This is a genomic window from Terribacillus saccharophilus (genome assembly GCF_002272075.1).
Lineage (GTDB): Bacteria > Bacillota > Bacilli > Bacillales > Amphibacillaceae > Terribacillus > Terribacillus saccharophilus_A.
Genome location: NZ_NPBJ01000037.1, coordinates 53036 through 79825, shown reverse-complemented (window position 1 = coordinate 79825; position 26790 = coordinate 53036). Strand labels below are relative to the sequence as shown.

The following is a 26790-nucleotide window of genomic DNA, read 5'->3' as shown; positions in this document are numbered from 1 at the left end:
AATCATTTATTATTGTAATTCAGCTTTTGCGCGTTCTTGTGCTTCTGTCAGACCTTCTTCTACTGTCTTCATGCCTTGGAGGATGTAATCCATTTCCTCAAGCACGATGTTGCGTACTGCATCTCCGCCAGGAACGCGAGCGATGAAGAATCCGGCATCAAATTGCTCTGTGCCTGCTTTGTAGGCTGGGTTTTCTTCAAGGAATTTCTGATATTCTTCTGTATCCAATGCAGATTGACGGATAGGCAAGTATCCGGAAAGCATGGACCACTCAGAAGTTACTTCAGGGCTAGTCAAATACTTCATGAATTCCCAAGCAGCTTTTTGTTCTGCTTCTTCACTTTGGTTGAAGATTACGATGTCATTGCCGGCAAATGTTGTAGCAGCCTCGCCGTCCAAAGTAGGGATTGGTGCAGTAGACCATTCGATGCCATCTTCCATAGCGCCGCCAACGTGCGGGATACCAGCAGAGGAACCGATATACATCGCAACATCACCGCGGCCGAATGGGTTGGACATATACTCATCTTCACCAGCTGTACGAGCAATGCCTTCGTCGATCATACCGCTAATCATTCCCATTGCTTCCTGTCCTTCTTTGGAAGCGAATTCTGGTTCGCCAGTTGCTTCATCCATATACGTACCGCCCATTTGTTTCAGGATGCCTTGGAATTCCGCTTCGTAAGAGTTCTCAAAGCCCATGCCGACAACACCGTCTTTTGTTACAGTCTTTGCAACTTCCTGTAGCTCGTCCCAAGTTTTAGGTGCTTCCAGGCCATTTTCTTCAAGCAGTGTCTGGTTGTAGAAAAGCACACGTGTGCTCTTGCTGAAAGGCAAGCTGTAGTATGTGTCATCCCACGTACTGGAGTCACGGAATACTTCGATATAATCATTCAATTCGTCTTCGGATAAGCCAACTTCCGGATCCTCGATAAAGTCATTCAAAGAAGTGATAAATTTGTTATCAATGTATTCTGGGATGACATTTGTTGTAGCCTGTGCCATATCAGGCAGGTTTCCAGCTTTGGCAGCAGCCATGATTTTCTGTTGCAAGTCCTCATAGCTTCCTTGATTCACAGGTTTGATCGTAATGTCATCATGTGTGCTATTGAAATCATCTGCAAATTTTTTGATGGCTTCTTCATGCGGTCCGCTCATTGCATGCCAGAATTCTACTTCTGCAGGTCCGTCTGCGTCACTTCCATTGGCATTGGCACCGGAACTATTATTACAAGCAGCTAAAAACAGAACCAAAAATAAGGACAGTACAGATATTACTTTTTTCATATTTGTCTTCCTCCTTAAAGGGGTTTGGTAGTATGCAAGATCAGTTGCGAAGTGCTGCGGTAGATTCCCTGGTCATCACCTCCAATAAGTGCTTTTGTCATGCTTAGCCTTTCAAACCGCTTCGGGCTACACCGGAAATGACGTATTTCTGCATGACGAAGAATAAAAGCAGCATAGGCAGGATTACCATTGTCGAAGCAGCCATGAGTAATTCATATTTGATGCCGGCTTCCGTTGTGAATGCTGAGAGTCCTACCGGCAGAGTCCTTAGTTCCTGGGAGTTGGTAACAATCAATGGCCATAGGAAGGCATTCCAGCTGCCGATGATTTTCAGCAAAGCAATCGTGATGAGTGCGGGCTTGGCCAATGGTACCATCACATACCAGAGAAACTTGAAGTCGCTGCATCCATCCACTTTAGCCGCATAGGACAGCTCCTGCGGTACCGAGAAGAAGTACTGGCGCAATAGGAAGATTGAGAAAATGCTGGCGATCCACGGAACAATCAGACCCTCATAAGAGTCGATCCAGCCTAAGTTTGAGACAGTGACGAAATTGGGAATCAGCAGCATCTCTCCAGGAACCATCATCGTTCCAAGCAAAACAGCAAACACGATACCCTTGCCATAAAAGTTGATCCGGGAAAAGGCGTAGGCAGCTAGTATAGTCGTCAATAACTCTCCAATCGTAGTCAGCACCGTTACAACAATACTGTTGAAGAAATAAGTGCCGAATGGAGCAGATTCACTCGCCTCGCTGTAGTTTCCGAACTGCCATTCAGAAGGAATCCAAACGGGCGGCATCGCCATAACTTCATTGGGAGCTTTTAGCGATGTGCTGATCATCCAGACGAACGGCAGCAGCATGAGGATGGCGCCTAATGACAGCAGTATATAGATTGTGCCTTTTGATAAAGCTTCCTTGCGCATTCCAATTCCTCCTTAGTTGTAATGTACAAATTTCTTTCCGACTATCAATTGGATGATAGTGAAGAGGAAGATGATAAGGAACAGGACAAAGGCAGCAGCTGTGGCCAGACCGAATTCCCATTCTTCATAGAATTTTTGATACACATAGTAAACGACGGTCAAGGCGCTGTTGGCTGGTCCTGGTCTTCCGTTGAACAGCGCAAATATTTCATCGAAGACTTTGAATGCATTAATGATGGAAATGATTGAAACAAAGAACATTGTCGGAGACAGCAAAGGCAGCGTGATGCTCTTGAAGCGATTCCAAGCAGACGCACCATCCACTTTTGCCGCTAGATAATATTGATTTCCGATATTCTGCAAGCCGGCTAAGAAGATGATGATATTAAATCCGAGTCCCTTCCATATACTTAAGATGATTAAAGCGGGCATCGCATAGGTTGGGCTCGTCAGCCAATCGATCGGATCGACGCCGAACAGACCGAGTATATAGTTCAAAAGGCCATAATCTGAATGGAAAATCCAGCTCCAAACAATTGCAACAGCTACCACTGAAGTGACGAAAGGCAGGAAGTAGATCGTCCGGAAGAATCCACTTAGCTTGATTTTGCTATTCAGTAAAACAGCAATCGCTAATGAAATGATGATTGACAACGGCACGACGCCAATGACGAATATGCCGGTATTTTTTAATGCAGTAATGAAGTTGGGATCCTGGAATAGCTTCGTGAAGTTCTCTAGACCATAAGCATTAACTGTGTCCGAAAAGAAGTCATAATCGGTATAAAAGCTCATCAAGAAGGATTTGATGATCGGGTAGATACTGAACACAACCAGGATGAGTAAAGCAGGTAACAAATAGAGATAGCCTTTAAGCGTGCTCTTCCACGTTGGTTTTTGCATGCCAGTTCCCGCCTCTCATTTGAAGTGGGAGTCGCTTTCCGCTTTCAGAATGGAAATAATGGACGTTCCCCGGGCGGACTCCTAAGCTATAAGCATCTCCAATTTGCAGCTGCTGTTCAGGATCAACCAACGCTCGTACGGTGATACTGCCGACTTGCATGCGGATCAGTGTATCGCGTCCGATTGTTTCAATATGTATAATTTCACCTTGGAAAAGCGGGTTCTCTGTTGTATGGAACAGATCTTCTGCTCGGATTCCCAGTCGTACTGTCTCCATATCTTCAGGTGGCAGTGCGGGCAGCTGGATAATTTCCTTTGAATCTGCCAGACGATAGACAGTAGATTCGTGGGTTTTAGTTAGCGTCATCAGATTGATTGGAGGATTGCCAAGAAAAGATGCTACAAACTCGTTTTCCGGCTTTTTGTACATGTTCTGTGGTGCGGATTCTTGTTGAATAATCCCATCTTTCATCAGCATGACGCGGTCGGAGATGCTCAGTGCTTCCTCCTGATCATGCGTGACGAAGATTGCAGTAATACCGATCTCCTGCTGAATGCGACGGATCTCTTCGCGCATCTCCAGACGCAAACGCGCATCCAGATTAGAAAGCGGCTCATCCAGCAAAAGCACGTTCGGTTTCTTGACTAATGCTCTGGCAATGGCCACCCGCTGCTGCTGGCCGCCGGATAATTGACCTGGCTTTCGGTCCAATAAATGCCCAATTTGGACAAGTTCAGCCATTTCTTTGGCCCGAGCTTCTGCTTCTTTCTTCGGTACTTTTTTCATTCTCAGCGGAAACATGATATTTTTCAGAACGGAGAGGTGGGGATATAATGCGTAGCTTTGAAAAACCATCCCGATACCGCGTTTCTCTGCATCCAATTTCGTTACGTCTTGATCACCGAAATGAATCGACCCGGAAGTAGGCTTGTACAAACCGGAAAGAAGCATTAAGGTTGTGCTTTTCCCACAGCCACTCGGTCCGAGCAGGGAAACGAGCTCGCCGTCCTTGATGGTAGTTGTCATTTCCTGAACAGCTGTAGTATTATCGAAAACCATTGAAAGCTGATTAAGATGTATATCCATAATGATTTCCCCCATAGTTTTCTATTTGAAAATTCAAGTAAATACTATCAGACTAGTATCAATTTACTATTAAGGGTTTGTAAAAATAAACTTTACAGCGGAAAGCTGGCAAAATCGTGTGTTATTCTGTAATCTTGGGTGAATTTTGACCATAAAAATGAACTTTAGATAGATGGAACGATGATAGTCTCTTGGAGAATGGAGAAATGTGAGAAGAAGTGAACTTGGTAAAGCAAATAAATTGGATAAGTGAAAAACAAACAACCGTCAGCAATGAAGCGCTGACGGTTTTAATTCGTTCACCTTTTTTATTAAGAATCGGCTCTCATCTTATAGGGTATAGATACAATAATCAGGCAAGATTCAGCTGTGGAAAAGTATTGTAATTCCTATATTTGGATTAACAGAAAGTATCGTATCCAGCCGGGGTTGGTTGTATAATCATGAAGCGTATATAACAGAAGCATTTATCACAGCAATTATAGCAGTTTAATACAACGAAAATTATTACCAAGCAAACCAGCAGCATGAGTTAAAGACCTAGCAGAACGAGGTGTTGCGATAGTGAATGTATATAAATTAAATGAAGATAAATTGAAAGAAGAGCTTCGTCACGCATTGGATAGAGAGGAGTTTTGTCTTCTTTACCAGCCGAAGCTCAACTTAAAGACAGGCAGGTTATGCGGGGTGGAAGCGCTGATTCGCTGGGAGCACCCTGAGCGAGGAATCATTTCTCCACTGGATTTCATTCCTGCTGCTGAAGAGACAGGAATGATCTTACCTATTGGAGAATGGGTACTTCGGACCGCTTGTGAGCAGAATAAAGCGTGGCAGGAAAAAGGTCTGTCTCCTATGATTATGGCGGTCAATCTATCAGCTTGTCAGTTGTTTGTGGATGGGCTGGCGGAAAAGGTACAGTCTATCTTAGATGAATCGGGGCTCGCTCCGGAATATCTGGAATTGGAGATTACCGAGTCCATGACAATGGATGTCGATTCTGTCCTGCCAGTTTTACACAAGCTGAAACAGATAGGAGTCCGCATCAGCATGGATGACTTTGGCACCGGATTTAGCTCGCTCTATCATTTGAAGGAATTTCCGATAGATTCCATTAAAATAGATCGGTCATTTGTACGGAATTGTACCAATGATTCTAAGGATGCTACCATTGTCAAAACGATTATTGTAATGGCGCATCAATTGCAGCTGGAAGTTATTGCCGAGGGTGTAGAATTTAAAGATCATCTTGTCTTTCTCCAGCAGAATCTCTGTGACGAAGCACAAGGATATCTTTTCAGTAAACCAGTACCGCCAGTGGAATTAGTGAACATCATTCCGATATTGGAAGAAGTCATTCCGATTGAAGGTATTTCTCCGGAGTCATCCAGAGAGACGTGGCTGCAATGGGGTGCGGAAAGAACGCAGCAGGACCTGCAGGAAACAGTTCGGAAACAGCAAGGCATGATTTTCAAATTCACTAAAGAGAACGGAAGATTTATCCATGGCTTTAGTGATGGCGAACTGATTTATCGTATGGAATATACCCCGCAGCAACTTATCGGAAAGGAATTGAATGAATTCCTTCCTCAAGAAGAAGCAGACAGAAAAAAGTCTTTTTATGAACGGGCATGGAATGGGGAAGAAAACGTCGTTTACGAATCGGATGTGCAGGGATTACGATATGTTACCACCTTGCGCCCTATTATAAGAGGAGGGAAGGTTGTCGAGGTGATTGGCTGTTCAGTGGATATCACGGATAAAAAGGAGCCTGACTTCCATCTGAATGACACTGAAAAAGTAAATGCTGAAGAAGCTCTACGGCAGAGTGAAGCACGATATCGCTTGATTGCGGAGAATATGTCAGATTTACTCTGTATCATAGACTGGGATGGTTATTTCAAGTATGCTTCGCCGTCACACGTAACAGTGCTCGGGTTCCCGGCTGTAGCGTATGAGGGAAAGTATGCAGGAGATTTCATGCATGCAGATGACCGAAGGAAGATACGAGAGCAGCTGGACGAAATGGTGGAGACCAAAGAAGGGCGCGTGCTGAAATTCCGTTTTAAGAATATTAGAGGTGATTGGATTTGGCTGGAAGCGAAAGCAAATCCTATCTTTGATGAGACTGGAATATTTAATCATTTCCTTGTTGTCTCACGTGATATTACGGAAAGATTGGTATATGAAGAGAAACTGACATATATGGCTTATCATGATACGTTGACAGGACTGCCGAATCGAAGGCTGTTTAAGGAAAAGCTGGAACAAGCGCTGGAAGAAGCGAAGCAAACGAAGAAGAAAGTAGCTGTCATGTATCTGGATCTCGATAATTTTAAAGATATCAATGATACACTAGGGCATGATGTAGGTGATGAGCTGCTTAATCAATTCGCACAAAGGGTGAAGGGGTGCCTGCGGGATGAGGATGTACTTTCGAGGCAGGGTGGCGATGAATTTACGATTCTTTTGCCAGGAATCGAGGAGGAACAGGATGCGATTCTCACTGCTGACAATATCCGGGCGTCCTTTCAGAGAGCATGGAACATAGGCAGAAATCTATTTAAGACAACTTCTAGTATCGGAATAGCTTTTTATCCGGCTCATGGCACAAAGGGATATGAGCTAATGCGCAGTGCGGATACTGCTTTGTATCAGGCAAAGAAGGACGGCAAGAATATTTATCGGTCATTTCTGGGATAAGATTTCATCTTAATAGAACTTCCTGTTTACAGCTATTTTGTAATCAGGGAGTTTTTAATTTTTTTGGTAGTTTGAGATATTTATTGTGGAAGATATATGTAAAAATAGCTATATGAGCAATAATAGGAGGTAATTTAAAATGCAAACAGAACACGTACTCGAGAATCTTCCATCCTTAGAAACCGATCGTCTTCTTCTTCGTAAGTTGACTCCATCAGATGTAGAAGCAATATATGCCTATGGTTCGGATCCTGCTGTTTCAGAATTTGTTACCTGGCCGACTCACAAATCAATTGACGATACACAGCAATTCCTAGATATCATTCTTAGTTTATACGAAAGTAATCAGGCTGTTTTTTGGGGAATTGAGCTTAAGGAAGAGAAGCGCCTGATTGGTACAATCAATTATGTCTCCTGGCAGCAAAATCATCATGTGGGCGAAATAGGGTATGTGCTTGCGCAGCCGTATTGGCAAAAAGGCTATATGACGGAGGCAGCAAAGCAAGTCATTCAATTTGGTTTTGAGCAAATGGAACTTGAGCGGATTCAGGCGAAATGTGATGTGGAAAATAGCGGTTCGGAGAGAGTCATGCAGAAGGCCGGTATGTTATATGAAGGGACATTACGGAAGTTGCTTTATATAAAAGGAGCACAGCGTGATGTGAAAATGTACGCAATAACTAAATCTGATTTCTTACATACGAAAAAGACAGGTTGATAACAACCTGTCTTTTTCATGTATAGGTATCAGTTCTCCATTCGATAACTGATAAACGATAATAGGGAGGCGATAAGGGCACATATCCCGCCCACGATTGCAAGGTTAGGCAGGTTCCCGTATGCAACGATCACTCCACCTAAAGCGGAGCCAAGTGTAATACCGATATTGACGGATACAGGAGTCAGTGAGGAAGCAAAATCCCGAGCAGCTGTGGAATAAGCTGCTGCTTGATCCATGAGATAGATTTGAATGGTTGCATTCATGACGTAAATCATGACTGCCATCAGCATGATGCTGATCAATCCAGCAATTGTAATATCCATTGTCACGTACAGGGAGCCAATGATGACTGCTTGGATGATGAATGCGTAACGCAGATCTCCAATGCCGTTACGGCCGGCAATCTTACCAGCCAGGAAGTTGCTGCCGATGGAGAAGAGTCCGTATGCAAGCAGAACAAGCCCGACAGAGCTGGAGGCAATACCTAGTTCGTCCTCGATGATAGGTGTGATATACGTGTAGATCGTATACGTTCCAGCTATACTGAATGTCGGGATGAAGAAACCGACAAGTATTTTTGGATTCTTAAACAGAACAAGCTGCTTCACTATGGAGCTTTTCTCGCCCGCTGCTGTCTTTGGTAAGATGAACAAGCTGATGATGAAGGCAATCACTCCAAGCAGTGCAGTTGTCCAGAATGTCAGATGCCACGAGCCTAGCTGCCCTATGAACGTGCCAAGCGGTACACCCAAGACATTGGAAATCGTGAATCCGGCAAAAATGAGTGCAATTACGGAAGAACGTCTCGCCGCTGGCATAGTATCACTTGCTACTGTCATTGCCAAAGCGGTAAGGACACCACTCGCTGCTGCAGTCACAATTCGTGCTGCAAGTAAAACGCCGAAGGATGATGTTAACGCACTGATAATATTACCTAGAATAAAGACGATAATAAGTGTGAGCATCAAGGGATACTTCGGAAAACGGCTTACCCAACCAGTTAAGAGGGGAGTACCAATTGCATAGGCAATAGCAAATCCTGATACAAGTGTACCGGCAGATGCTACCGTTACGTTTAAATCGGCAGCTACCTCTGTCAGTAAGCCAACAATGACGAATTCGCTTGTTCCCATAACGAACGTCAATAAAGTTAATGTAAATGCTAAAAATGTCTGTTTCTTAGTTAAAGCCATCGTGTCACTCCAATTGTTGTATATTTGTATATCGTAATAAGCCGATATTCAAAGTTGAAAGAAAAGAAATCCGTAAAGGATCTCTTGTAAGTCGTTATAATTCTTTATCCAGGTAAGCTGCTAGCTTCTGAATTGTTTTTTCATTTCTGCGATAATATGTCCATTGGTTATAGCGGATAGACTCCAATAACCCAGCACGTTGCATCATGGCCAGATATTGCGAAACCGTGGATTGAGAAGCTTGGACCTTTTCTTGAATGTCGCCGACACAGACACCGCCCTTGTAATGAACCTCCTTCGGCAGATGAGCCTGCTGCTTGGGAAAATGCTTCTCCGGTTCTTTAAGCCAATGCAGTATTTGCAGTCGTTTCTCATTCGACAAAGCTTTGAATAGTTCGATTGTATTCATGCGTCTATTGTATATCGAGTTTTTCCGATAAAGCAACCATAATAACTTTAAACTATTTGGTAATTGGTGGGGTGATTCATGAAATCTTGCTCCATCTTGCAGTTATGTCAGTATCTTGCTATAATGTTATAAGAAAATGGAATACGTTCGTGTTACACTGTATAACCTCAATAATTTGGTTTGAGGGTCTCTACCAGGAGCCATAACTCCCTGATTACAGATTTTTAATCTGTGATTGGGGAGTTTTTTATGTGCCATTTTCGAAAATAGGATATAGAAAGGAAATGGAAATTGAATTTCAGAGTCTTTATATTAGCTATTTCTGTTATATCGGTAGGGTTAGTTGAACTGATTGTCGGGGGTATATTGCCAACCATTGCGAGTGATCTGCAGGTTTCGATTGGACAGGCAGGACAGCTTATTACGGTATTCGCTTTGGTTTATGCGGTGTCTGGCCCGATTTTATATACGATGACTGCAAATATTGAGCGGAAGAAGCTCTTGCTGCTGACGTTAGGTATATTTGTACTGGGGAATGTCATCACTTATATGAGTCCGTCCTTCCTCTTTGTCATGATTGCTCGCGTTGTTACTGCCATGAGTACAGCATTAATTATAGTTCTTTCTTTGACGATAGCGGCGAAGATCGTGAAGCAGCAGCATCGTGCGAAAGCAATCGGTCTTATTTACATGGGGATCAGTTCCTCGCTTGTACTTGGGGTGCCAATTGGTATTATCATCAGTGATGCCTTTGGCTGGAGAATGCTGTTTTTGTTCATTGGTTTAATGGCTTTGCTTTCTATGATATTAATTGCATTCACGCTCGATCGTATTGAGGTAGACCAAGTGCAATCCTTGAAATCGCAGCTGAAAGCACTGCGTAATAAAAAGATGCTGACAGCACATTTAACAATGTTGTTCCTGCTTGCGGGTCACTATACGATTTACGCTTATTTCACACCTTTCCTGGAATCAGAGTTAGGTCTGAATACGCAGTGGATTAGTATTTGCTACTTTATCTTCGGTATTGCTGCAGTTGGCGGCGGAGCCTTTGGAGGCAGCCTGGCTGATAAATTCGGATCAAAGGTGAGTATCATCCTTGTTGTGGCATCATTTGCAATTATTTTATTCCTGCTTCCGTTCTCTACGGTTTCCTTCCCATTATTCCTTGTAGTTATGGTAATCTGGGCTGCATTAAGCTGGAGTCTGGCACCGCCATTACAGAATTATATAGTGGAAACAGATGCGGAAACAGCTGGCATTCATCAGAGCTTCAATAATTCGGCACTGCAGATTGGTATCTCGTTAGGTTCATTGGTTGGAGGAGTCGTAAACGGTGCTACTTCTTCCATGCAGACAACAGCACATGTTGGCAGTCTTTTGGTCGTTATCTCCCTTGCTTTCGCAATATGGTCTTTACGAAGTATGGTTCGGAAAACAGTTCAAAATCAATAAAGAAAAAGCGGACATGTCATATGTCCGCTTTTTCTATTTCTGCAGTTGTCCGCCGTGAAATATTTTAAGAATGATATCTCGTTCGGGTACTTTCAATCTTTCATATCCTTCTAAGAAAGATCTGTTATCATATAGGACTGCCGTTAGTTTTATTTTTATTTCTTCTTTTATATCTACAATTGCGTAAGGTGCGGCAGGCTTTGGTTGACAGCCGAGAGAGCCAGGGTTCAGAAAGATGCTGCGGTTGTTGCGAAAATGATGAAGCGGATGGTGATGACCAAAACAAATGAGTTCTGTATCCGTTTGTTCCTGAAATAACAGCTCCAGGCTTTCCAGGGAAGGCTTAACAATACGAGAAAAAGGGTCCTCACTTATATGTGCAGTCGCCTTATCGTGGGATATATGGTAGTGCGTGAACAAAACAGCATGCCCTTCAATCTGCTGAAAGATTTGACGTGGCAGCTTATGTATCTTATCAAGATAACCTGGATCAGTTCGGTCAGCAATCCATTGATGATGTGCTCTCTCGTTTTGATGGCTTTCGGGGTAAGTTTCCTGTCCGCTTAGTGCCAGCACAGCTTCATCGTGATTTCCGGTAATCATCAATATATCTTCCCTGCCAAATAAAAGCTCTAATATCCGATTTGTTTCATAACCAATCGCCAGCATATCACCGAGGCAGTAAATATGCTCGATGTCTCCCCTTTTGTCTATATCCGCTAGCACAGCCTCTAGTGCTGGTAGATTTCCATGTATATCTGTCAGGACAGCAATGCGCATACAACCAACCCCATTCATACTTTTTATATCCTTCATATATTTCCAATTATGGTAACATGGTTTGTGAGTGGAGAATAGGGGTCGATTACATGAGTGTGAAAGGTTTGATTGTCGGAGCTGCATTCAGTATCACGGCTGCTGTACTTTGTACCTTTGTTTTTGGAGTTGTTGTCAGCAGCTCTTTTATAATGGCTGGATCCTCGATAATGTATATTGGAGTATTCCTTCAGGTCATTGTCCCATTCCTAGTGGTTTTCAGTATTGCTGGAGCGCAATTCAAAAGGATTGACCAAGTCAGTGAAGGGGTTAAATGGTTGATCAGTATCATCATGGCTTTCATTGTGGTCACCTATGCCGGTTCGCTCGGTTCTCTAACGACTCATGTAATCGTATGGGGAGATAAACTGGAGAATTTAGCTGTTGGAGATATTGTTGCGTGGGGTTTTATCTATGGGTTTTTGCTGCTGCCGTTGGCAGCACCAGTCAGCAGATGGCTGATTTTTTTACTAATGGACTGCTGCAAGTATTTTGAAGATTCAAAAGAGGAGGATATTTAAGTATGAGCGGATTAAAGAATAAGTTGGTAAAAGTAGCAGAAGAAATAGATTTTTCTGGTGTGGCGTATGTAGAAGAAGATCAGGAAAGCTTTTTCTTCCAAAATGGTTATGCAAATAAGCAAGACAAACTAGCATTTGATAAACACACAAGGTTTGGGATAGCTTCTGGAGCAAAGATTTTCACAGCTGTGGCGATTGCGAAGCTAGTAGAGCAAGGACGACTGGATTTTCAGTCAAAGTTAACAGATTGTCTCTCGATAGCATTTCCACATTTCCATCAAGACGTTACAATACACAACTTGCTCACACATACGTCTGGCATACCGGATTATTTTGATGAAGAAGAAATGGATGATTTTGAGGAGCTATGGCAAACACTGCCGATGTACCGGGTAAGATCTGGTGCAGATTTTCTGCCATTATTCCAAGACAAAAAAATGATGTTTCCGCCAGGTGAACGGTTCCATTATAACAACGCTGCTTTCATCGTATTGGGATTAGTAGTAGAGGAGCTAGCTGGCGAACCATTTGCGGCCTTTGTCCAAAAGCATATGTTTGATCCTGCTGAAATGACAGAAGCTGGCTATTTTGCATTTGATAAACTGCCGGGGAATACTGCAATCGGCTATATTAAAGACGAAGATGAGTATCGGTCCAATATATATGCGCTGCCGGTAAGAGGTGGTGCGGATGGCGGGGTGTATGTGAGTGCTTCTGATATGGCGCGTTTCTGGGATGCATTAACTCAGCATAAGCTGCTGAACGCAGAACTTACCGAGGAGCTGCTGAAGCCGCATGTCAAAGTGGATGAGGAAACGTCTTACGGATATGGCATCTGGATCAAAAAAGACGCAGGAAAAATCAAGAAGTACTATGTTGTCGGATTCGATCCAGGTGTAAGTTTCCATGCTGCTTATTATCCAGAATCTAAACGAAAGGTAGTTGTACCTTCAAACCACGGTGCCGGCCCTTATTATATGGTACAAGCAATTGAAGAATAGGAGACAGGAAGTAGATGACACAGGATTTGACCATTGATTTAGGAGAACAGATGCTGAATTGCCGGGCTGCTGGCATAATTGTGAAAGATAATCATGTGCTGCTGCATAAGAACAAAAAAGACCCATTCTGGACGCTAATTGGCGGGCGAATCCAGCTTGGAGAAGATTCAGCTCATGCCGTGGAGCGAGAATTCGAAGAGGAACTTGGCATTTCTGCTAAAGCAGATCGGCTGCTATGGGTTGTGGAGAATTTTTTTGCATATCGAGATTATCCCTTCCATGAGTACAGTTTTATTTATTTGATTAAAGATGTGGAAAATAAACTTCAGGGGAATGGAGAGGTTATTTCTCATGTTGCTGGGGATTTTATTTACGAATGGATTCCCTTGGAAAGAATCGAGGCAATCTCTCTAAAACCTGATTTCCTGCGAGAAAAGCTAGTCAATTTGCCATCTGTACCAGTGCATCTGATTCATAAAGAGAAAATCTCTGTGGAGGCGGAATGAAAAGCAGCTATATGCACCCTCCATTCTGCTGCCGACGAAGAATATAGAAAGCAAGATCTGCATAATGAAACATTTCAATTCAAAAGGGTGGTTTCCGGTATAGAAAGCAATATTGCCGGAAACATCCGCTACCCTGATCCACTCGCCCATTACCCCAACTTGATTTAAAGCATTCACTTGATAGGAATTCATGAGCAACACCACTTCCGCCTCTGCCGAAAGTATTACAAATTGAATTATTGAACATATTAATCTTATATGTGTAATAAATGATTCTGTCCCATTGCAATTCGCTTGACTGAATTTTCATTGTAGGTGTAAGCTTTTACATAGAGGTAGGTAAATAAACCTATTTCTACATACTCAGGGGGGCTTTGCTTATGGGTGAGCAGAAAGTTGCAGTCATCACTGGAGGGGGCAGCGGACTTGGACAAGCTGCAGCATTGCGACTGGCTGAAGAAGGTATCGCAATCAGCGTCGTTGACATATCCGAGACAGCTGGTAAAGAGACAGTTCGCTTAGTAGAAGAAAAAGGGTCAAAGGCTATCTTCGTTAAAGCTGATGTAAGCAAGGCTGAAGAAGTGAAGCATTATGTGGATAAAACGGTAGAGGCATTTGGCACTATAGACATGTTTTATAATAATGCAGGTATTTCTGGCCCAGGGGTAAAATTTGTGGATAATACAATCGAGCAGATCGATATGGTATTAGGAATTAATTTGAATGGCGCCCTTTATGGTTTGAAATATGTATTGGATGTAATGCTTGCTAATGGCGGTGGTCGAATTGTCAACACATCATCCACAGCGGGTGTTGTTGGCCAAGCGACAGTTGGTACATATTCTGCGACGAAGCATGCGATGGTTGGGATTACAAAAACATTGGCTGCTGAGTATGCCGAGCAAGGCATTGTGGTAAATGCAATAGCTCCAGGTACGACAGAGACGCCGATGGTTCGAGAATATAAGGAAAAGAATCCAGATGCGTTCAAGAATGCAACGGAACCAATTCCGCAGAAGCGTCTTGGCCAGCCGGAGGAAGTGGCAGAGCTTGTCACATTCCTATTGACTGGTAAAGCACCATATATTAACGGTGTAGTTGTACCAATCGATGGCGGATTTACTGCAATTTAAACATAACTATAAAAGGAGAGATTTCCATGAAACGTTTTGAAGATAAAGTAGTATTGATTACAGGTGGCGGTTCTGGGTTAGGCCGCTCAGCAGCTTTGCAAGTAGCAAAAGAAGGTGCAAAACTTTCCCTTGTTGACTTGAGTGAAAAAGGAATGGAAGAGACAAAGCAGGAAGTTCTTGCAGTAGCACCTGAAGCAGAGGTCCTTACAATTGTGGCAAACTGTGCAAACGAGCCGGAAGTTGAGGCGTATGTAAAACAAACAATTGATCAGTTTGGTAAGATCGATAGTTTCTTCAACAACGCTGGTGTGGAAGGAACACAGAATCTAACAGAAGAGTACCCTGTGGATGAATTCGACCGCGTTGTGAACATTAACTTGAATGGTGTTTTCTACGGCATGCGTCACGTATTGAAAGTAATGAAAGAGCAAGGTCATGGTTCTGTAGTAAATACAGCTTCTGTAGGTGGTATCCGCGGAATCGGTAACCAGTCCGGCTATGCAGCAAGTAAGCATGGTGTAGTAGGTCTTACTAAAAACTCCGGTATCGAATACGGACAATTCGGTGTAAGCATTAAAGCCATTGCACCAGGTGCCATCATGACACCAATGGTTGAAGGTTCCCTTCGTCAGCTTGGCGGAGAAAACTGGGAAGAGGCAGGAAAAGAATTCGTCAGCGTTAACCCGATGAAACGTTTTGGTAAGCCAGAGGAAGTCGGTTATCTTGTTGCATTCCTTCTTTCCGATCAAGCAAACTTCATCAATGCTACTGTTATACCAATTGATGGCGGACAATCTTATAAATACTAAGTAAGCGCTGAAAGACCATCTGGAAAAAACCAGATGGTCTTTTCTTTTCTATAATCAAAATCTTGCATAAAATGCTATTTATGTTACGATGTGGGTAAGTTCATAATGATTCACACTAGGGGATCCCTTTATAAGGGCTGAGATTAAGAGTAGTGACTCTTTAAACCCTCATAACCTGAACAGGTTCGGACCTGCGTAGGAAAGTGTAGACACTCGAGTTTACATGCTTTTTTTGTATGTATTTATTCGCAAGTTTCACACCACTTTCCTTTAGGGAGTGGTGTTTTTTGTATGTCCGGCCTGTTCGTATACAGGAGGTGATGGCAATCAAATTGATGGCAGTAACTGATGATGCACATGAGGCAGGAGACTTGCTGCGTATCTTGCTTGAGATACACCCTTTTGTCGATCATGTGCAGATCAGGGAAAAACGAAAGTCTGCTGGTGAAGTGTACCAACTCTGTAAGGAGCTTTTGGCGGAAGGGCTGCCAGCAAACAAGCTTTGGCTTAATGACCGAGTGGATACAGCTTCGTTGCTTGGCTTGAGGCAAGTGCATATACCGGGTCATGGTCTTCCGCTGGAAGAATTGAAAAAGCTGTATCCTAATTTGCGGATTGGTGCGCCTGTTCATTCACTTGAAGAAGCAGTACAGGCGGAGGCAGCCGGAGTTGCATACGCGCTATACGGGCATTGTTTTCCCACAGCCAGTAAGAAAGGGAAATCCCCGCAGCCTTTATCCAATTTAGGATATATTCGTCAGAACATCCGAACTCCCTTGTATGGAATAGGAGGAATCGATGTAGAAAGATTAGTCTATTTGAAAGCGCTTGATTTAGATGGGGTTGCTGTTATGAGTGGTATCTTTTCAGCGAAAGACCCGCTTGATGCCGTGAAGAATTTAAGGGAGGAGTGTCTGCGTCTTGAAGAGATTCAGTGAAGTAGCAATTGTTGGAGGAGGTATCATCGGCAGCGCAATCGCTTATTATTTAGCAAAGGCGGGCCATCAAGTTGATTTGCTGGAAGCGGGCCAAGTCGGATCAGGCTCGACGCAAGCTGCAGCTGGTATGTTAGGTGCCCATTCTGAGTATAAGGAATTCGGTGCTTCACTTTATCCATTTGCCCGTACTAGCCAAAGGCTTTATGAACAAGCGGAAGCGGATATTCGCTCCCTGACAGGGATAGACATGGAACGTCGTACAGGTGGTTTATTACAGCTTGTTTATACAGAAGGAGACACAATAATGTCACCGTTAGCTTCGTTGGAAGGTGTAACATGGCTGGATCGTGCAACTGTGTTAAAGAAAGTACCCGGATTGTCAGAATCAGTTTCAGGTGCTGTTCATATGGCAGAAGATGTGCATGTCACACCTGCAATTGCCTGCAAAGGATTCCATACAGCCGCACGTATGCTAGGTGCCCAAACTAATACGTATACCCGGGTCGATGAGATTGTGAAGGAATCCGGTCGTTATCGGTTACGGACTTCCAAGGGGGAATGGCAGGCTGATCGTGTGGTGGTTGCCAGCGGGGTTTGGAGTAATGCTCTGCTCCAGCGTTCAGGATTGGGAATGCCGATTTTTCCAGTGAAAGGTGAGTGCATTGTTGTTACGAATACACAAACTCCTCTTACATGCAGTTTATTCCATGATCAGCATTATATTGTCCCGCGGAACAACAACGAACTGGTCATAGGTGCAACCAAGGTCAAGAATGATTGGAGTACCGAACCCACACTTGGCGGATTACAGACTGTGATGGAGAAGGCGAGGAAAATGCTGCCGAATGTGGATAAGATGCCGTTTCGCAGAAGCTGGGCAGGTCTGAGACCTCAGACATCAGATGGCAAGCCGCTAATTGGTGAACATCCGGAAATGAAGGGTTTGTATATTGCTGCTGGACATCAGCGAAATGGAATTCTGCTTGCTCCAGCTACGGGTAAGATGATTTGTGATTTGATAGGCAACAATGTGGTTCCGGAAGAATGGAAGGAAGCATTTCGTGTCGACAGATTGAACACTGGCGAGGAGGTGTTAATGTGAACATTCAGCTGAATGGCAGGCAGCAGGAATTATCCGCTGATATCAAGACTATAGCTCAGCTGTTAGCATCACTTTCCCTGGAAAAAAGAATTGTGATTGTCGAACTGAATAAAGAGATCATTAACAAGACTGCATATGCAGAACAGTCGATTAGAAATGGTGATAAAGTTGAGCTGATTCATTTTGTAGGAGGAGGATGAAGGATGTTACAGATTGCAGATAAGACTTTTACTTCCCGTTTATTATTAGGAACAGGCAAATACCCGTCATTTGAGGTGCAGGAAGAGGCAGTCAATATTTCGAAGGCAGAGATACTGACATTTGCTGTGAGGCGGATGGATATATTTGAGCCATCTCAGCCTAATTTTCTGGAACAGCTGGATTTGGAAAAGTACTCTTTACTGCCAAATACAGCAGGGGCAAAGACGGCAGAGGAGGCTGTCCGTATAGCCAAACTAGCCAAATCTTCCGGGTTATGCGATATGGTGAAAGTGGAAGTGATCGGCTGTGATAGGACGTTGCTTCCAGATCCAGTCGAGACTTTGCGGGCTTCAGAAATGCTGTTGGATGAAGGCTTCATTGTTCTGCCTTACACGTCAGATGATGTTGTATTAGCTAAGCGACTCGTCGATCTGGGAGTGCATGCGATCATGCCGGGTGCATCGCCAATTGGGTCAGGGAAAGGAATCATCAATCCTTTTAACCTGCGTATGATCATTGAACAGAGCAGTGTACCAGTCATTGTCGATGCTGGTATTGGTTCACCTAAAGATGCTGCCTATGCAATGGAACTTGGGGCTGATGGTGTCTTGTTGAATACAGCTGTGTCCGGTGCTGCTGACCCTGTTCGTATGGCACATGCAATGAAGCTAGCCATTGAGGCAGGCCGATTAGGGTTCGAAGCAGGAAGAATTCCCGAAAAAGATTATGCAGTAGCAAGCAGCCCGAATGAAGGTTTGATTACCTGATGAAGGATCGTTATCGGAAACAGGAGCTGTTCATCGGCAAGGATGGGCAGGCGCAGGTAGAAAACAGTAAAATTGTCTTAATAGGGATGGGAGCATTAGGCTCTGCTTCCGCAGAGATGCTAGTACGTGCAGGTATCGGAGAATTGGTGCTTATTGATCGGGATTATGTTGAATTTCATAATCTTCAGCGTCAGCAGCTGTATACCGAGCAAGATGCTGCTTCCTATTTGCCGAAAGCTTTTGCAGCAAGGGAGCGATTACAGGCAATCAATCAACAAGTGACATTGCATACAGTGATCGAAAATGTTGACCACCATAATATCGAGCATCTGATTGAAGGTGCGGATGTAATTGTGGATGCTACAGATAATTTCGAGACACGTTTAATTATCAATGATGCAGCATTGAAGCATAGTATTCCTTACTTGTATGGAGCGTGTGTAGGCAGCTATGGGATAACATACCCAGTGCTTGTAGATATAGATACTCCATGTCTTCACTGTCTTCTGGAACAGCTTCCGCAGCAAAGCGAAACATGTGATACAGCGGGAATCATCAGTCCGATTGTCCAATGGGTGGCAGCGATGCAAGTCACACAAGCATTGCGAATCTTATGCGGTCAGGAAGTAAAGGCAGAACTGTGTGCGTTTGATATATGGACAGGTGATTATACGAAGGTGGACGTAAATAGCCTTCGCAATTCAAGCTGTTCCAGTTGCGGCACAAATGCAGAATTTCCTTTTTTGAATGGTTCCTCCCGGACGAGGCTTGATGTCCTTTGCGGCAGGGAGGCTGTCCATATCCGGCCTAGCGCCAACAAATCACTGGATTTGCCAGCTTTATCAGAAGAATGGGCAAATGCACTCGATCAGGTCACTGCCAATGAATACTTGCTTGCTTTTCAATACAAGGGTCATCGAATTGTGTTATTTGCTGATGGCAGGGCGATCATTCATGGTGTGGCCGATATAAGCCGAGCGCGTTCCCTTTATGACAGTCTTGTCGGATAATGTTGTTTGAATTTTCAGTTGACTCTATATATTATTCATGCTAAACTCCTTCATAACAAATGAATACAAAACTCTTATCAAGAGCGGCGGAGGGACTGGCCCGATGATGCCCGGCAACCTGCAAGTGTAACTTTAACTTGTATAGGTGCTAATTCCTGTAGATGAGAGAAGACACAGTACGGTACATTCGTCTCCCTGTCCTCTCAGGGAGGCTTTTTTTTATGCAGAAAATTATTTAAGGAGGCAAAACAGATGACAGCAGTGAAGATAGGGTTGATTGGATATGGCACAGTAGGAAGTGCTGTAGGGAGGACGATCCGCTCCCATCAAGCGAATCTGCAGGCGATTTTTGGTAAGGAAGTACAAGTGGCAGGTGTCTTGGTGCGGGAGAAGCAGAAGTATGAACAGCAAGTAACGGACGCATTGCTGACAGACGATGCAGCGGAGCTCTTCTCAATATCTGACCTCGATGTAATCATCGAAGCAAGTGTCGGCATTGAGCCAGCCTTCAGCTACCTGACTGAAGCGATCCATCATGGCTGTCATATCATCACGGCAAATAAAGAACTGATTGCTTCCCGGGGTGCAGAGCTCAAACGCTTGGCTAAGAAGAAAGGCGTGCGGCTGGAATATGAAGCTGCAGTCGCAGGTGGCGTGCCGGTGATTGGGACGCTGAAACAGCTTCTGCATATCAACCATGTCGTTAAAGTAGAGGCAATTTTGAATGGCACATCCAATTTTATTCTGACGGAAATGTCCGATAAGGGACTACCGTTTGAGGAAGCGCTGCAGCTTGCGCAGGAAGCAGGATTTGCAGAAGCTGATCCCGCCAATGACGTTGATGGCTGGGACGCGTTTTATAAACTGATGGTGTTAAGTGATTTGTTGTTCGAGGCTCAGCCGGACTGGGAGAAAGTTACACGAAAGGGAATACGCTCAGTTTCCTCACAGGATATCCAAGCTGCTGGAGAACAAGGTTGGAAAATCAAACATGTTGCTACGCTTGAAAATGCGGGCGGAGAAGTGACTGCATCTGTCGAACCAGTCATTTTATCTGCTGCACATCCTTTGTACAGCGTGGATGGAGTAGATAATGCTGTATGTGTGGAAGGTGACCTAGTTGGCAAGCTGAAGCTTCAAGGGCCAGGTGCTGGGGCATTGCCGACTGCAAGCGCCATCGTTGAGGACTTGGCGAATCTTGTCCACCAGCGGAAGGAAATAGAAGTAAAGCGGGTAATCAAATTCACGGAGAAGCGCGAGGCAGTTCCTTTCGTTCACTTGCCGTCTGGTGAGACCATTCTTCTGCACGGAGAAAACGTTGAATCTGATAGCCATTATTATAGAGTTGCCGCTAGAAAACCGGCTAAAGCAGAAGCTTAATACAGGAGGAGAGTTCGGATGACAATCGTATTTCTAAACGGAAGCTTGAATCCTGCATCTACAACGAGGAAGTTGTTAGAAGAAGTACAGACGCTGTTGCAAAAGGCCAGATATGAGACCGATATAATCAATATAGGGGAATTAGATCTGCCGCTTTTTCACCCGGTCCGGCCGGCTGGAGCAGCAGCTGATTGGCTGCGGGAACGAATCAGTTCGGCAGAGGGACTTGTGGTCGGTTCACCTGAATACCATGGCAGTTACAGCGGGGCATTAAAGAACGCAATTGACTATCTGGATAAAGATTTGCTGAAAGGTAAGCCCGTCGGACTGTTAACGAGTACAGGAGGACTAAAGGGCGGTATCAATACATTGAATGGGATGCGGACTGTTTTTCGCAGTCTGTCTGCGCATGCAATTCCCCAACAGCTGGCTGTAAGCCGAAAAGAATACAAGGATTTTATTCTGACCGAAGATTGTCAAAAAACACTGGAGCAATTTGTTATTGGGCTGGATGAGGCGTTGCAGCATCAAGCTGTTGCCGCCCATATACTGTTAAAATAATTTAAATATTTTGAATTTATATTGACGCGTACAAGGATTGCGTTTATTCTAATTACCATAAGTTGTATAAATGCTGACTGGACCACCAGAGGCTTTTATTCCCCGTTTGTAGGAGTAAAAGCGTTTTTTTATTTAATTGAATAGTTCTTATCAAGAGAAGTGGAGGGATATGGCCCTATGAAGCTTCGGCAGCGGGTTCCGTCAGGAATACTGTGCCAAATCCATCGGGTGATCCCGAAAGATAAGCAGGAACGACTCCCCACTTATCTTTCGTGGGGAGTCGTTTTATTTTTAGATAGAGGTTTCTGTGCCTTTAATTCCTACTATGATGATTGGAAAAGTTTAATTTATATAAGGTGGATGGAGGTGGACAGCAATGCTATATGTATTGTCTCGTTTCGGTATGGCTGCCGGTGTCATTTTAGGTTCGGTCACGCTTGTGTTTATTATCGTTAATATTCTTCCTGGAGATGTAGCGACATTATTAGCCGGAGACGATGTGCCGACAGAGACGGTAAATCAGCTTCGAGAAGAACTCGGATTGGATAGACCACTTATTTCACAATATCTGGATTACATAGCTGGGTTATTCCAAGGAGATTTAGGAACCTCTTATGCGAATAGTGAACCGGTTCTGGACCGGCTGCTTGATAATTTGGGACCAACATTGGCGCTAACCATATCGAGCATGATTGTAGCTATTGTACTAGGTCTGATTTTAGGTATCTTATCAGCGGTATATCAGAACAAACTGCTGGATGGCATTATCCGGGTGTTGAGTTTGATCGGGGTTTCTACTCCTAATTTCTGGATTGGAATTCTTCTTATTTGGATCTTTTCCGTACAACTCCACCTGCTGCCGTCCATCGGAAATGGATCCTTTGAGCAGCTGATTCTGCCATCGATTGGTCTCGGAATTACCGGCGCGGGAGTGATTACAAGGCTGATTCGGAACAGCATTTTGGAAGCTTCTAATGAGCCATTCATCCGATCTTTACGCGGAAAAGGTATCGGGCAGCGAGCAATTTTGTTTAAGCATATTCTGCGTCATGCCCTTATTCCAGCGGTGACTATGGTGGGAATGATCTTTGGAGAGATGCTCGCTGGTTCGGTTGTTACGGAAACTGTTTTTTCAAGACAGGGACTAGGGAGACTTATTGTAGATGCAATCGACCAAAAGGATATTCCGATCATTCAAGGTGCCATCCTGTTTACTGCCGCCTTTTATGTTGTGATCAATATGCTTGTCGATATTTCCTACAGATATATTGATCCGAGAATTCGGCTGAATGAGAAGTGAGAAAGGGTGATTTATGATGATTGGCAGCTTAAAGCGTATCAAATCTTTGTCGTACCGCCGGAACAGCTGGTGGACAGGAAGTCTGCTGCTGCTCTCAACCGGCTTTATCCTATTCATTGTAATTTGTTCATTATTCCCTGATCAGATTGCCAGTCATTCGCCGACAAGGATGGATCCAAGCGATGCCTTATTAGCTCCATCACTGGAGCATTTGCTAGGAACCGATCAATTCGGCAGAGATATTTTCAGTCTGATTGTACATGGCAGTCAGCAATCCGTGGTTATCGGTGTTCTGTCAGTCTTAATTGGCGGAGGAATCGGCGCGTTAATCGGGTTGGTGTCTGGCTACTGTAATAACGCATTGGATAATACGTTCATGCGAATCATGGACATTATAATGACGATTCCCGGTATTATGCTGGCTATTCTCGTTTCGGCTGTCTTGGGACCAAGTACGCTGAACCTTATTCTGGCTGTTTCCATCGCTTCATTGCCAGGCTATGCGAGAGTGATGCGCGGGCAAGTACTGCATGTGAAGGATGCGGGATATGTTCATGCATCCAGGTCAATTGGATTGGGACATACAGGACGGATCCTTTTCCACATATTACCGAACAGTCTTCCGCCCATGCTTGTTATGGCAACAATCGGAGTTGGGAATGCAATCTTAATGGCAACAGGTCTTAGTTTCCTAGGTTTAGGTACTGTTCATGAAATACCAGATTGGGGTTATCTGCTGTCCCTAGGAAGGGACTACCTTACAGTCGCTTGGTGGATCGGATTCTTCCCAGGTCTGTTCATTTCATTATTCGTTATTTCCGTCAACATTCTTGGCGATGCCTACCGAAATTATCTTGATCCGCGATCTGCCACGTCTTAAAGAACAGAAAGGAGCTGTAATATGCGTACATTACTGGAGATCAGAAACTTATCTGTAGGGATAGAGCGTGGAAAGGAAGTGATTCCAGCTGTTCGCAATGTGAATCTGGACATTGGAAGCGGGGAAATTGTCTGCCTTGTGGGAGGTTCCGGAAGTGGCAAAACAGTAACATCCCTGGCTGTTCTTCGTTTGATCGATTACGAAGGAGGACGTATTACTGGAGGGGAAATCCTCTTCCAGGAAGAAGATATTGCCTCTTTAGCGCAACAGGAAATGAACGGTATAAGGGGACGAAAGATTGCCATGGTAACACAGGATCCGATGACTGCATTAAATCCAGTTTTTACGATCGGCAACCAATTCGTTGAGGTGATTCGCAAGCACAAATCTGTCAGTCGTTCTGAGGCGTGGAACGAAGCAATCGGATTACTGGAGAAAGTACATATCCCGGAGCCAGCATCCAGGATGAAGCAATATCCACTTGAACTGTCCGGAGGTATGCTGCAGCGGGTAGCCATTGCACTTGCACTTGCTTGTCAGCCAGAACTTCTAATAGCGGATGAGCCGACGACAGCGCTGGACGTAACCATCCAAGCTCAAATATTGAATCTGCTTCTTGAGCTTCGTGCAGAAGAAGGAATGTCAATTTTATTCATCACACATGACTTAGCTGTTGCCGCGGAAATAGCTGATAAAGTAGCAGTCATGCATGAAGGAAGCATTGTAGAGCAAGGGACGGCTCTGGAGATTTTTGCTTTTCCTGGTCATTGGTATACCAAGTCATTGGTGCAATCCAAGCATGATTTGCTTACGAGTTCTGCCTCTGATGAGAACAGGCAGGATGACGAAATAATTTTGGAAGCAGAAGGCATCAGCAAGGTATTTCCGCTAAAGAGCAAACCGTTCCAGCCGAAAAAATACGTTCAGGCTGTGGATGAAGTGAGTTTATATATACGGAAAGGGGAGACGCTGGGCCTGGTCGGAGAATCAGGAAGCGGAAAATCGACACTCGGCAAGCTGCTCGTTTCCCTCCAGGAAGCAGATAGCGGACAAATTCTATACCGCGGTAAGGATGTCACCGGCGGAACGAAGCGGGAGAAAAAGGAACTTCGAAAAAATACACAGGTTGTTTTTCAGGATACCTTTTCTGCTTTGAATCCGCGCTGGAAGGTAGAAGAAATTATCGGAGAACCGCTTCGCGTCCATACCCGCTTATCCAAGGGTGAGATAAGGGAGCGCGTAGAGGAAGTTCTGCAGCTTGTTGACTTGGATCCTGCGTCTCGTACACGATATCCACATGAATTCTCTGGAGGGCAGCGGCAGCGTATCAATATTGCTCGTGCTATTATCTTGCATCCGGAATTCCTGTTACTGGATGAGGCTGTATCTGCCTTGGATCTTGCCGTCCAATCAAAGGTAATCGAATTGCTGAAAAAGCTGCAGCAGGAAATGGGACTGTCTTATGTTTTCATGGCACACGGGCTGGATGTTGTACGTGATATATCACATCGAATCGGTGTCATGTACCTAGGGAGAATTGTAGAGATTGCGCCAGCTGAAGAGCTGTTCACCAAACCGGCTCATCCTTATACAAAAGCATTATTGGAAGCGAATCCGACAATTGACTTGGATCACAAGCGAAAGCGCCATGTGCTGCATGGTGAGATTCCGTCACCTGTGAATCCGCCTGCTGGATGTCATTTTCATACAAGATGCCCGCTGGCTACAGAAAAATGCCGATTGGAAGCGCCAGCGATGGAATTACTTATCGGTGAACGAGCTGTTGCATGCCATTATCCATTGGAGAAAAAGGAAAGGGTGGAGTTATTGAGATGACTGAGAGACGTTTGAAATTGGGAGCAATGCTGCATGGTGTCGGAACAGGATGGGATAACTGGAAACACCCAGATGCTGTAGCCGATGCCGGGACGAATCTGGAATTCTATTTGGAACAGGCCAAGCAAGCTGAAGAGGCGAAACTCGATTTTGCGTTTGTTGCAGACAGTGTCTATATTACGCCTGATTCTACACCGCATTATCTGAGTCGCTTTGAGCCGCTCACCATTCTATCGGCACTAGCGATGGCTACGAAACATCTGGGATTAGTTGCAACAATAACCGTCAGCTATACGCAGCCTTATACTGTCGCCAGGCAGCTGGCGTCACTAGATCATATTAGCAAGGGCCGTGCTGGATGGAATGTCGTAACATCCTTCCTGGAAGGAACAGCGGCTAACTATAGCCAAGAGGAGCATTATCCGCATGACCTCAGATACCAGATTGCTGATGAATTCTTGGAAGTAACGAAAGGGCTGTGGGACTCGTGGGAAGATGATGCATTCCTTCGGGATAAAAAGGCTGGAACTTTCTATGAACGTGATAAGCTGCACGCATTGAATCATAAAGGAGACTTCTTCTCGGTCAAGGGGCCGTTGAATATTTCACGGTCGAAGCAGGGACAGCCGGTCATCTTTCAAGCAGGGATGTCGGAAGCGGGGAGGGACTATGCTGCACGACATGCGGAAGGAATCTTCTGCGGTGTCGGCAGTATTGAGAATGCGAAAGCGTATTTCAAGGATATTAAGCAGCGTACTGCAGCTTACGGAAGAGATCCGAATCATATTTCCGTCATGCCGGGCATCAATCCTATCATTGCACCGACAGAGGAGGAAGCGGAGGAAAAGTATCAGCAGCGCCTCAGTCTGATCACATTGGAAAGCGCGCTTACCTCTTTAGGCAGACCATTCAATTACTATGACTTTTCCAAGCATGACTTGGATGCGCCATTCCCGGATTTAGGGGATATCGGGAAAGAATCGATCCAGAGCACAACCGAAAAGGTAGTTGAAATGGCCAAAAAGCGGCAGATGACGCTGCGTGAAGTAGCTTTGGAAAGCGCTATCCCTCGAACACCTTTCATTGGTACACCGAAGAAAGTGGCAGACCTTGTCCAGCAATGGTTCGAAGAAGAAGCTGCTGATGGTTTCATCATAGGTCCGGAGGCATCCCCTTCAAGCCTGCAAGATTTCACAGCTCATGTTGTACCGATTCTTCAGGAAAGAGGGGTCTTCCGCAGCGAGTACGATCCGGCTGCAACATTGCGTGAGAATATGGGCTTGCCGATTCCGCAAAATCGGTATACCGAGAAAAGAGCTGCAAAAGTGGAAGTAGGGAGGTAGATC

The 26790-nt window shown here is 44.6% G+C and carries 26 protein-coding genes and 4 riboswitches; of the genes, 19 read left to right on the top strand and 7 right to left on the bottom strand.

Annotation, left to right across the window (positions count from 1 at the left end; all coding sequences use genetic code 11):
• Positions 1-9: 9 nt before the first annotated feature.
• From CHH48_RS17170 to CHH48_RS17155, 4 genes are all read right to left on the bottom strand, one after another.
• The gene (locus CHH48_RS17170; protein WP_095220486.1) at positions 10-1287 is read right to left on the bottom strand and encodes an ABC transporter substrate-binding protein; all 1278 of its coding nucleotides are present in this window, start codon (positions 1285-1287) and stop codon (positions 10-12) included.
• A gap of 103 nt (positions 1288-1390) precedes the next feature.
• Positions 1391-2215, bottom strand: coding sequence for a carbohydrate ABC transporter permease (locus CHH48_RS17165; RefSeq protein WP_095220487.1), 825 nt, complete (start codon positions 2213-2215; stop codon positions 1391-1393).
• A gap of 12 nt (positions 2216-2227) precedes the next feature.
• On the bottom strand, positions 2228-3118 hold the full coding sequence (locus tag CHH48_RS17160; protein WP_095220488.1) for a carbohydrate ABC transporter permease: 891 nt from the start codon (positions 3116-3118) through the stop codon (positions 2228-2230).
• A complete protein-coding gene (locus CHH48_RS17155; RefSeq protein ID WP_095220489.1) occupies positions 3087-4205 on the bottom strand; it encodes an ABC transporter ATP-binding protein in 1119 nt (372 codons plus the stop codon). The genes CHH48_RS17160 and CHH48_RS17155 overlap by 32 nt, the downstream gene beginning before the upstream one ends.
• Before the next feature lie 564 nt (positions 4206-4769).
• On the opposite strand from CHH48_RS17155, the gene CHH48_RS17150 reads away from it, so the two are divergent.
• The gene (locus CHH48_RS17150; protein WP_095220490.1) at positions 4770-6905 is read left to right on the top strand and encodes an EAL domain-containing protein; all 2136 of its coding nucleotides are present in this window, start codon (positions 4770-4772) and stop codon (positions 6903-6905) included.
• Between the two features lie 139 nt (positions 6906-7044).
• Complete coding sequence (locus tag CHH48_RS17145) at positions 7045-7623, top strand: GNAT family N-acetyltransferase (protein ID WP_095220491.1); 579 nt, start codon at positions 7045-7047, stop codon at positions 7621-7623.
• A 29-nt stretch (positions 7624-7652) separates the two neighbouring features.
• Here the strand turns inward: CHH48_RS17145 and CHH48_RS17140 are convergent, their stop codons facing one another.
• Together CHH48_RS17140 and CHH48_RS17135 are read right to left on the bottom strand one after the other, a co-directional pair.
• Positions 7653-8819 (bottom strand): MFS transporter, encoded by a 1167-nt coding sequence (locus CHH48_RS17140; RefSeq protein WP_095220492.1) that lies wholly within the window; start codon positions 8817-8819, stop codon positions 7653-7655.
• Positions 8820-8913: 94 nt separating this feature from the next.
• Positions 8914-9228, bottom strand: a complete 315-nt coding sequence (locus CHH48_RS17135) for an ArsR/SmtB family transcription factor (protein ID WP_095220493.1) — start codon at positions 9226-9228, stop codon at positions 8914-8916.
• A gap of 137 nt (positions 9229-9365) precedes the next feature.
• Positions 9366-9465, top strand: a riboswitch (purine riboswitch).
• A gap of 54 nt (positions 9466-9519) precedes the next feature.
• On the opposite strand from CHH48_RS17135, the gene CHH48_RS17130 reads away from it, so the two are divergent.
• Positions 9520-10683, top strand: coding sequence for an MFS transporter (locus tag CHH48_RS17130; RefSeq protein WP_095220494.1), 1164 nt, complete (start codon positions 9520-9522; stop codon positions 10681-10683).
• A gap of 33 nt (positions 10684-10716) precedes the next feature.
• Here CHH48_RS17130 and CHH48_RS17125 read toward each other — a convergent pair whose 3' ends face one another.
• On the bottom strand, positions 10717-11463 hold the full coding sequence (locus CHH48_RS17125; protein ID WP_095220495.1) for a metallophosphoesterase family protein: 747 nt from the start codon (positions 11461-11463) through the stop codon (positions 10717-10719).
• A gap of 89 nt (positions 11464-11552) precedes the next feature.
• On the opposite strand from CHH48_RS17125, the gene CHH48_RS17120 reads away from it, so the two are divergent.
• From CHH48_RS17120 to CHH48_RS17045, 16 genes are all read left to right on the top strand, one after another.
• On the top strand, positions 11553-12020 hold the full coding sequence (locus CHH48_RS17120; RefSeq protein ID WP_095220496.1) for a hypothetical protein: 468 nt from the start codon (positions 11553-11555) through the stop codon (positions 12018-12020).
• Between the two features lie 2 nt (positions 12021-12022).
• On the top strand, positions 12023-13021 hold the full coding sequence (locus tag CHH48_RS17115; RefSeq protein ID WP_095220497.1) for a serine hydrolase domain-containing protein: 999 nt from the start codon (positions 12023-12025) through the stop codon (positions 13019-13021).
• A 14-nt stretch (positions 13022-13035) separates the two neighbouring features.
• On the top strand, positions 13036-13527 hold the full coding sequence (locus CHH48_RS17110; RefSeq protein WP_095220498.1) for an NUDIX hydrolase: 492 nt from the start codon (positions 13036-13038) through the stop codon (positions 13525-13527).
• A gap of 380 nt (positions 13528-13907) precedes the next feature.
• Complete coding sequence (locus CHH48_RS17105; protein ID WP_095220499.1) at positions 13908-14660, top strand: SDR family NAD(P)-dependent oxidoreductase; 753 nt, start codon at positions 13908-13910, stop codon at positions 14658-14660.
• 26 nt (positions 14661-14686) lie between these two features.
• On the top strand, positions 14687-15469 hold the full coding sequence (locus tag CHH48_RS17100; RefSeq protein WP_095220500.1) for an SDR family oxidoreductase: 783 nt from the start codon (positions 14687-14689) through the stop codon (positions 15467-15469).
• Between the two features lie 107 nt (positions 15470-15576).
• Positions 15577-15688, top strand: a riboswitch (TPP riboswitch).
• A 101-nt stretch (positions 15689-15789) separates the two neighbouring features.
• Positions 15790-16407: a thiamine phosphate synthase gene (locus tag CHH48_RS17095; RefSeq protein ID WP_245840428.1), complete on the top strand. Its 618-nt coding sequence runs from the start codon at positions 15790-15792 to the stop codon at positions 16405-16407.
• Positions 16391-17509, top strand: a complete 1119-nt coding sequence (thiO, locus tag CHH48_RS17090) for a glycine oxidase ThiO (protein ID WP_095220501.1) — start codon at positions 16391-16393, stop codon at positions 17507-17509. The genes CHH48_RS17095 and thiO overlap by 17 nt, the downstream gene beginning before the upstream one ends.
• The gene (gene thiS / locus CHH48_RS17085) at positions 17506-17709 is read left to right on the top strand and encodes a sulfur carrier protein ThiS (protein WP_095220502.1); all 204 of its coding nucleotides are present in this window, start codon (positions 17506-17508) and stop codon (positions 17707-17709) included. Before thiO ends, thiS begins: the two co-directional genes overlap by 4 nt.
• Positions 17710-17712: 3 nt before the next feature.
• Positions 17713-18477, top strand: coding sequence for a thiazole synthase (locus tag CHH48_RS17080; protein WP_095220503.1), 765 nt, complete (start codon positions 17713-17715; stop codon positions 18475-18477).
• Complete coding sequence (locus CHH48_RS17075; RefSeq protein WP_095220504.1) at positions 18477-19487, top strand: ThiF family adenylyltransferase; 1011 nt, start codon at positions 18477-18479, stop codon at positions 19485-19487. Before CHH48_RS17080 ends, CHH48_RS17075 begins: the two co-directional genes overlap by 1 nt.
• 71 nt (positions 19488-19558) lie before the next feature.
• A riboswitch (SAM riboswitch) is annotated at positions 19559-19655 on the top strand.
• A gap of 84 nt (positions 19656-19739) precedes the next feature.
• The gene (locus CHH48_RS17070; protein ID WP_095220505.1) at positions 19740-20867 is read left to right on the top strand and encodes a homoserine dehydrogenase; all 1128 of its coding nucleotides are present in this window, start codon (positions 19740-19742) and stop codon (positions 20865-20867) included.
• 18 nt (positions 20868-20885) lie between these two features.
• Entirely contained in the window at positions 20886-21428 is a 543-nt protein-coding gene (locus tag CHH48_RS17065) for an NADPH-dependent FMN reductase (protein WP_095220506.1), read from the top strand.
• 144 nt (positions 21429-21572) lie between these two features.
• Positions 21573-21676, top strand: a riboswitch (SAM riboswitch).
• A 128-nt stretch (positions 21677-21804) separates the two neighbouring features.
• Positions 21805-22728 carry an ABC transporter permease gene (locus CHH48_RS17060; protein ID WP_095220507.1) on the top strand — a complete coding sequence of 308 codons (924 nt, stop codon included), beginning with the start codon at positions 21805-21807 and terminating at the stop codon, positions 22726-22728.
• A gap of 16 nt (positions 22729-22744) precedes the next feature.
• Positions 22745-23608 (top strand): ABC transporter permease, encoded by an 864-nt coding sequence (locus CHH48_RS17055; RefSeq protein WP_176466504.1) that lies wholly within the window; start codon positions 22745-22747, stop codon positions 23606-23608.
• Positions 23609-23629: 21 nt separating this feature from the next.
• The gene (locus CHH48_RS19980; RefSeq protein ID WP_095220509.1) at positions 23630-25444 is read left to right on the top strand and encodes an ABC transporter ATP-binding protein; all 1815 of its coding nucleotides are present in this window, start codon (positions 23630-23632) and stop codon (positions 25442-25444) included.
• Positions 25441-26787 (top strand): LLM class flavin-dependent oxidoreductase, encoded by a 1347-nt coding sequence (locus CHH48_RS17045; RefSeq protein ID WP_095220510.1) that lies wholly within the window; start codon positions 25441-25443, stop codon positions 26785-26787. Before CHH48_RS19980 ends, CHH48_RS17045 begins: the two co-directional genes overlap by 4 nt.
• Positions 26788-26790: the final 3 nt, after the last annotated feature.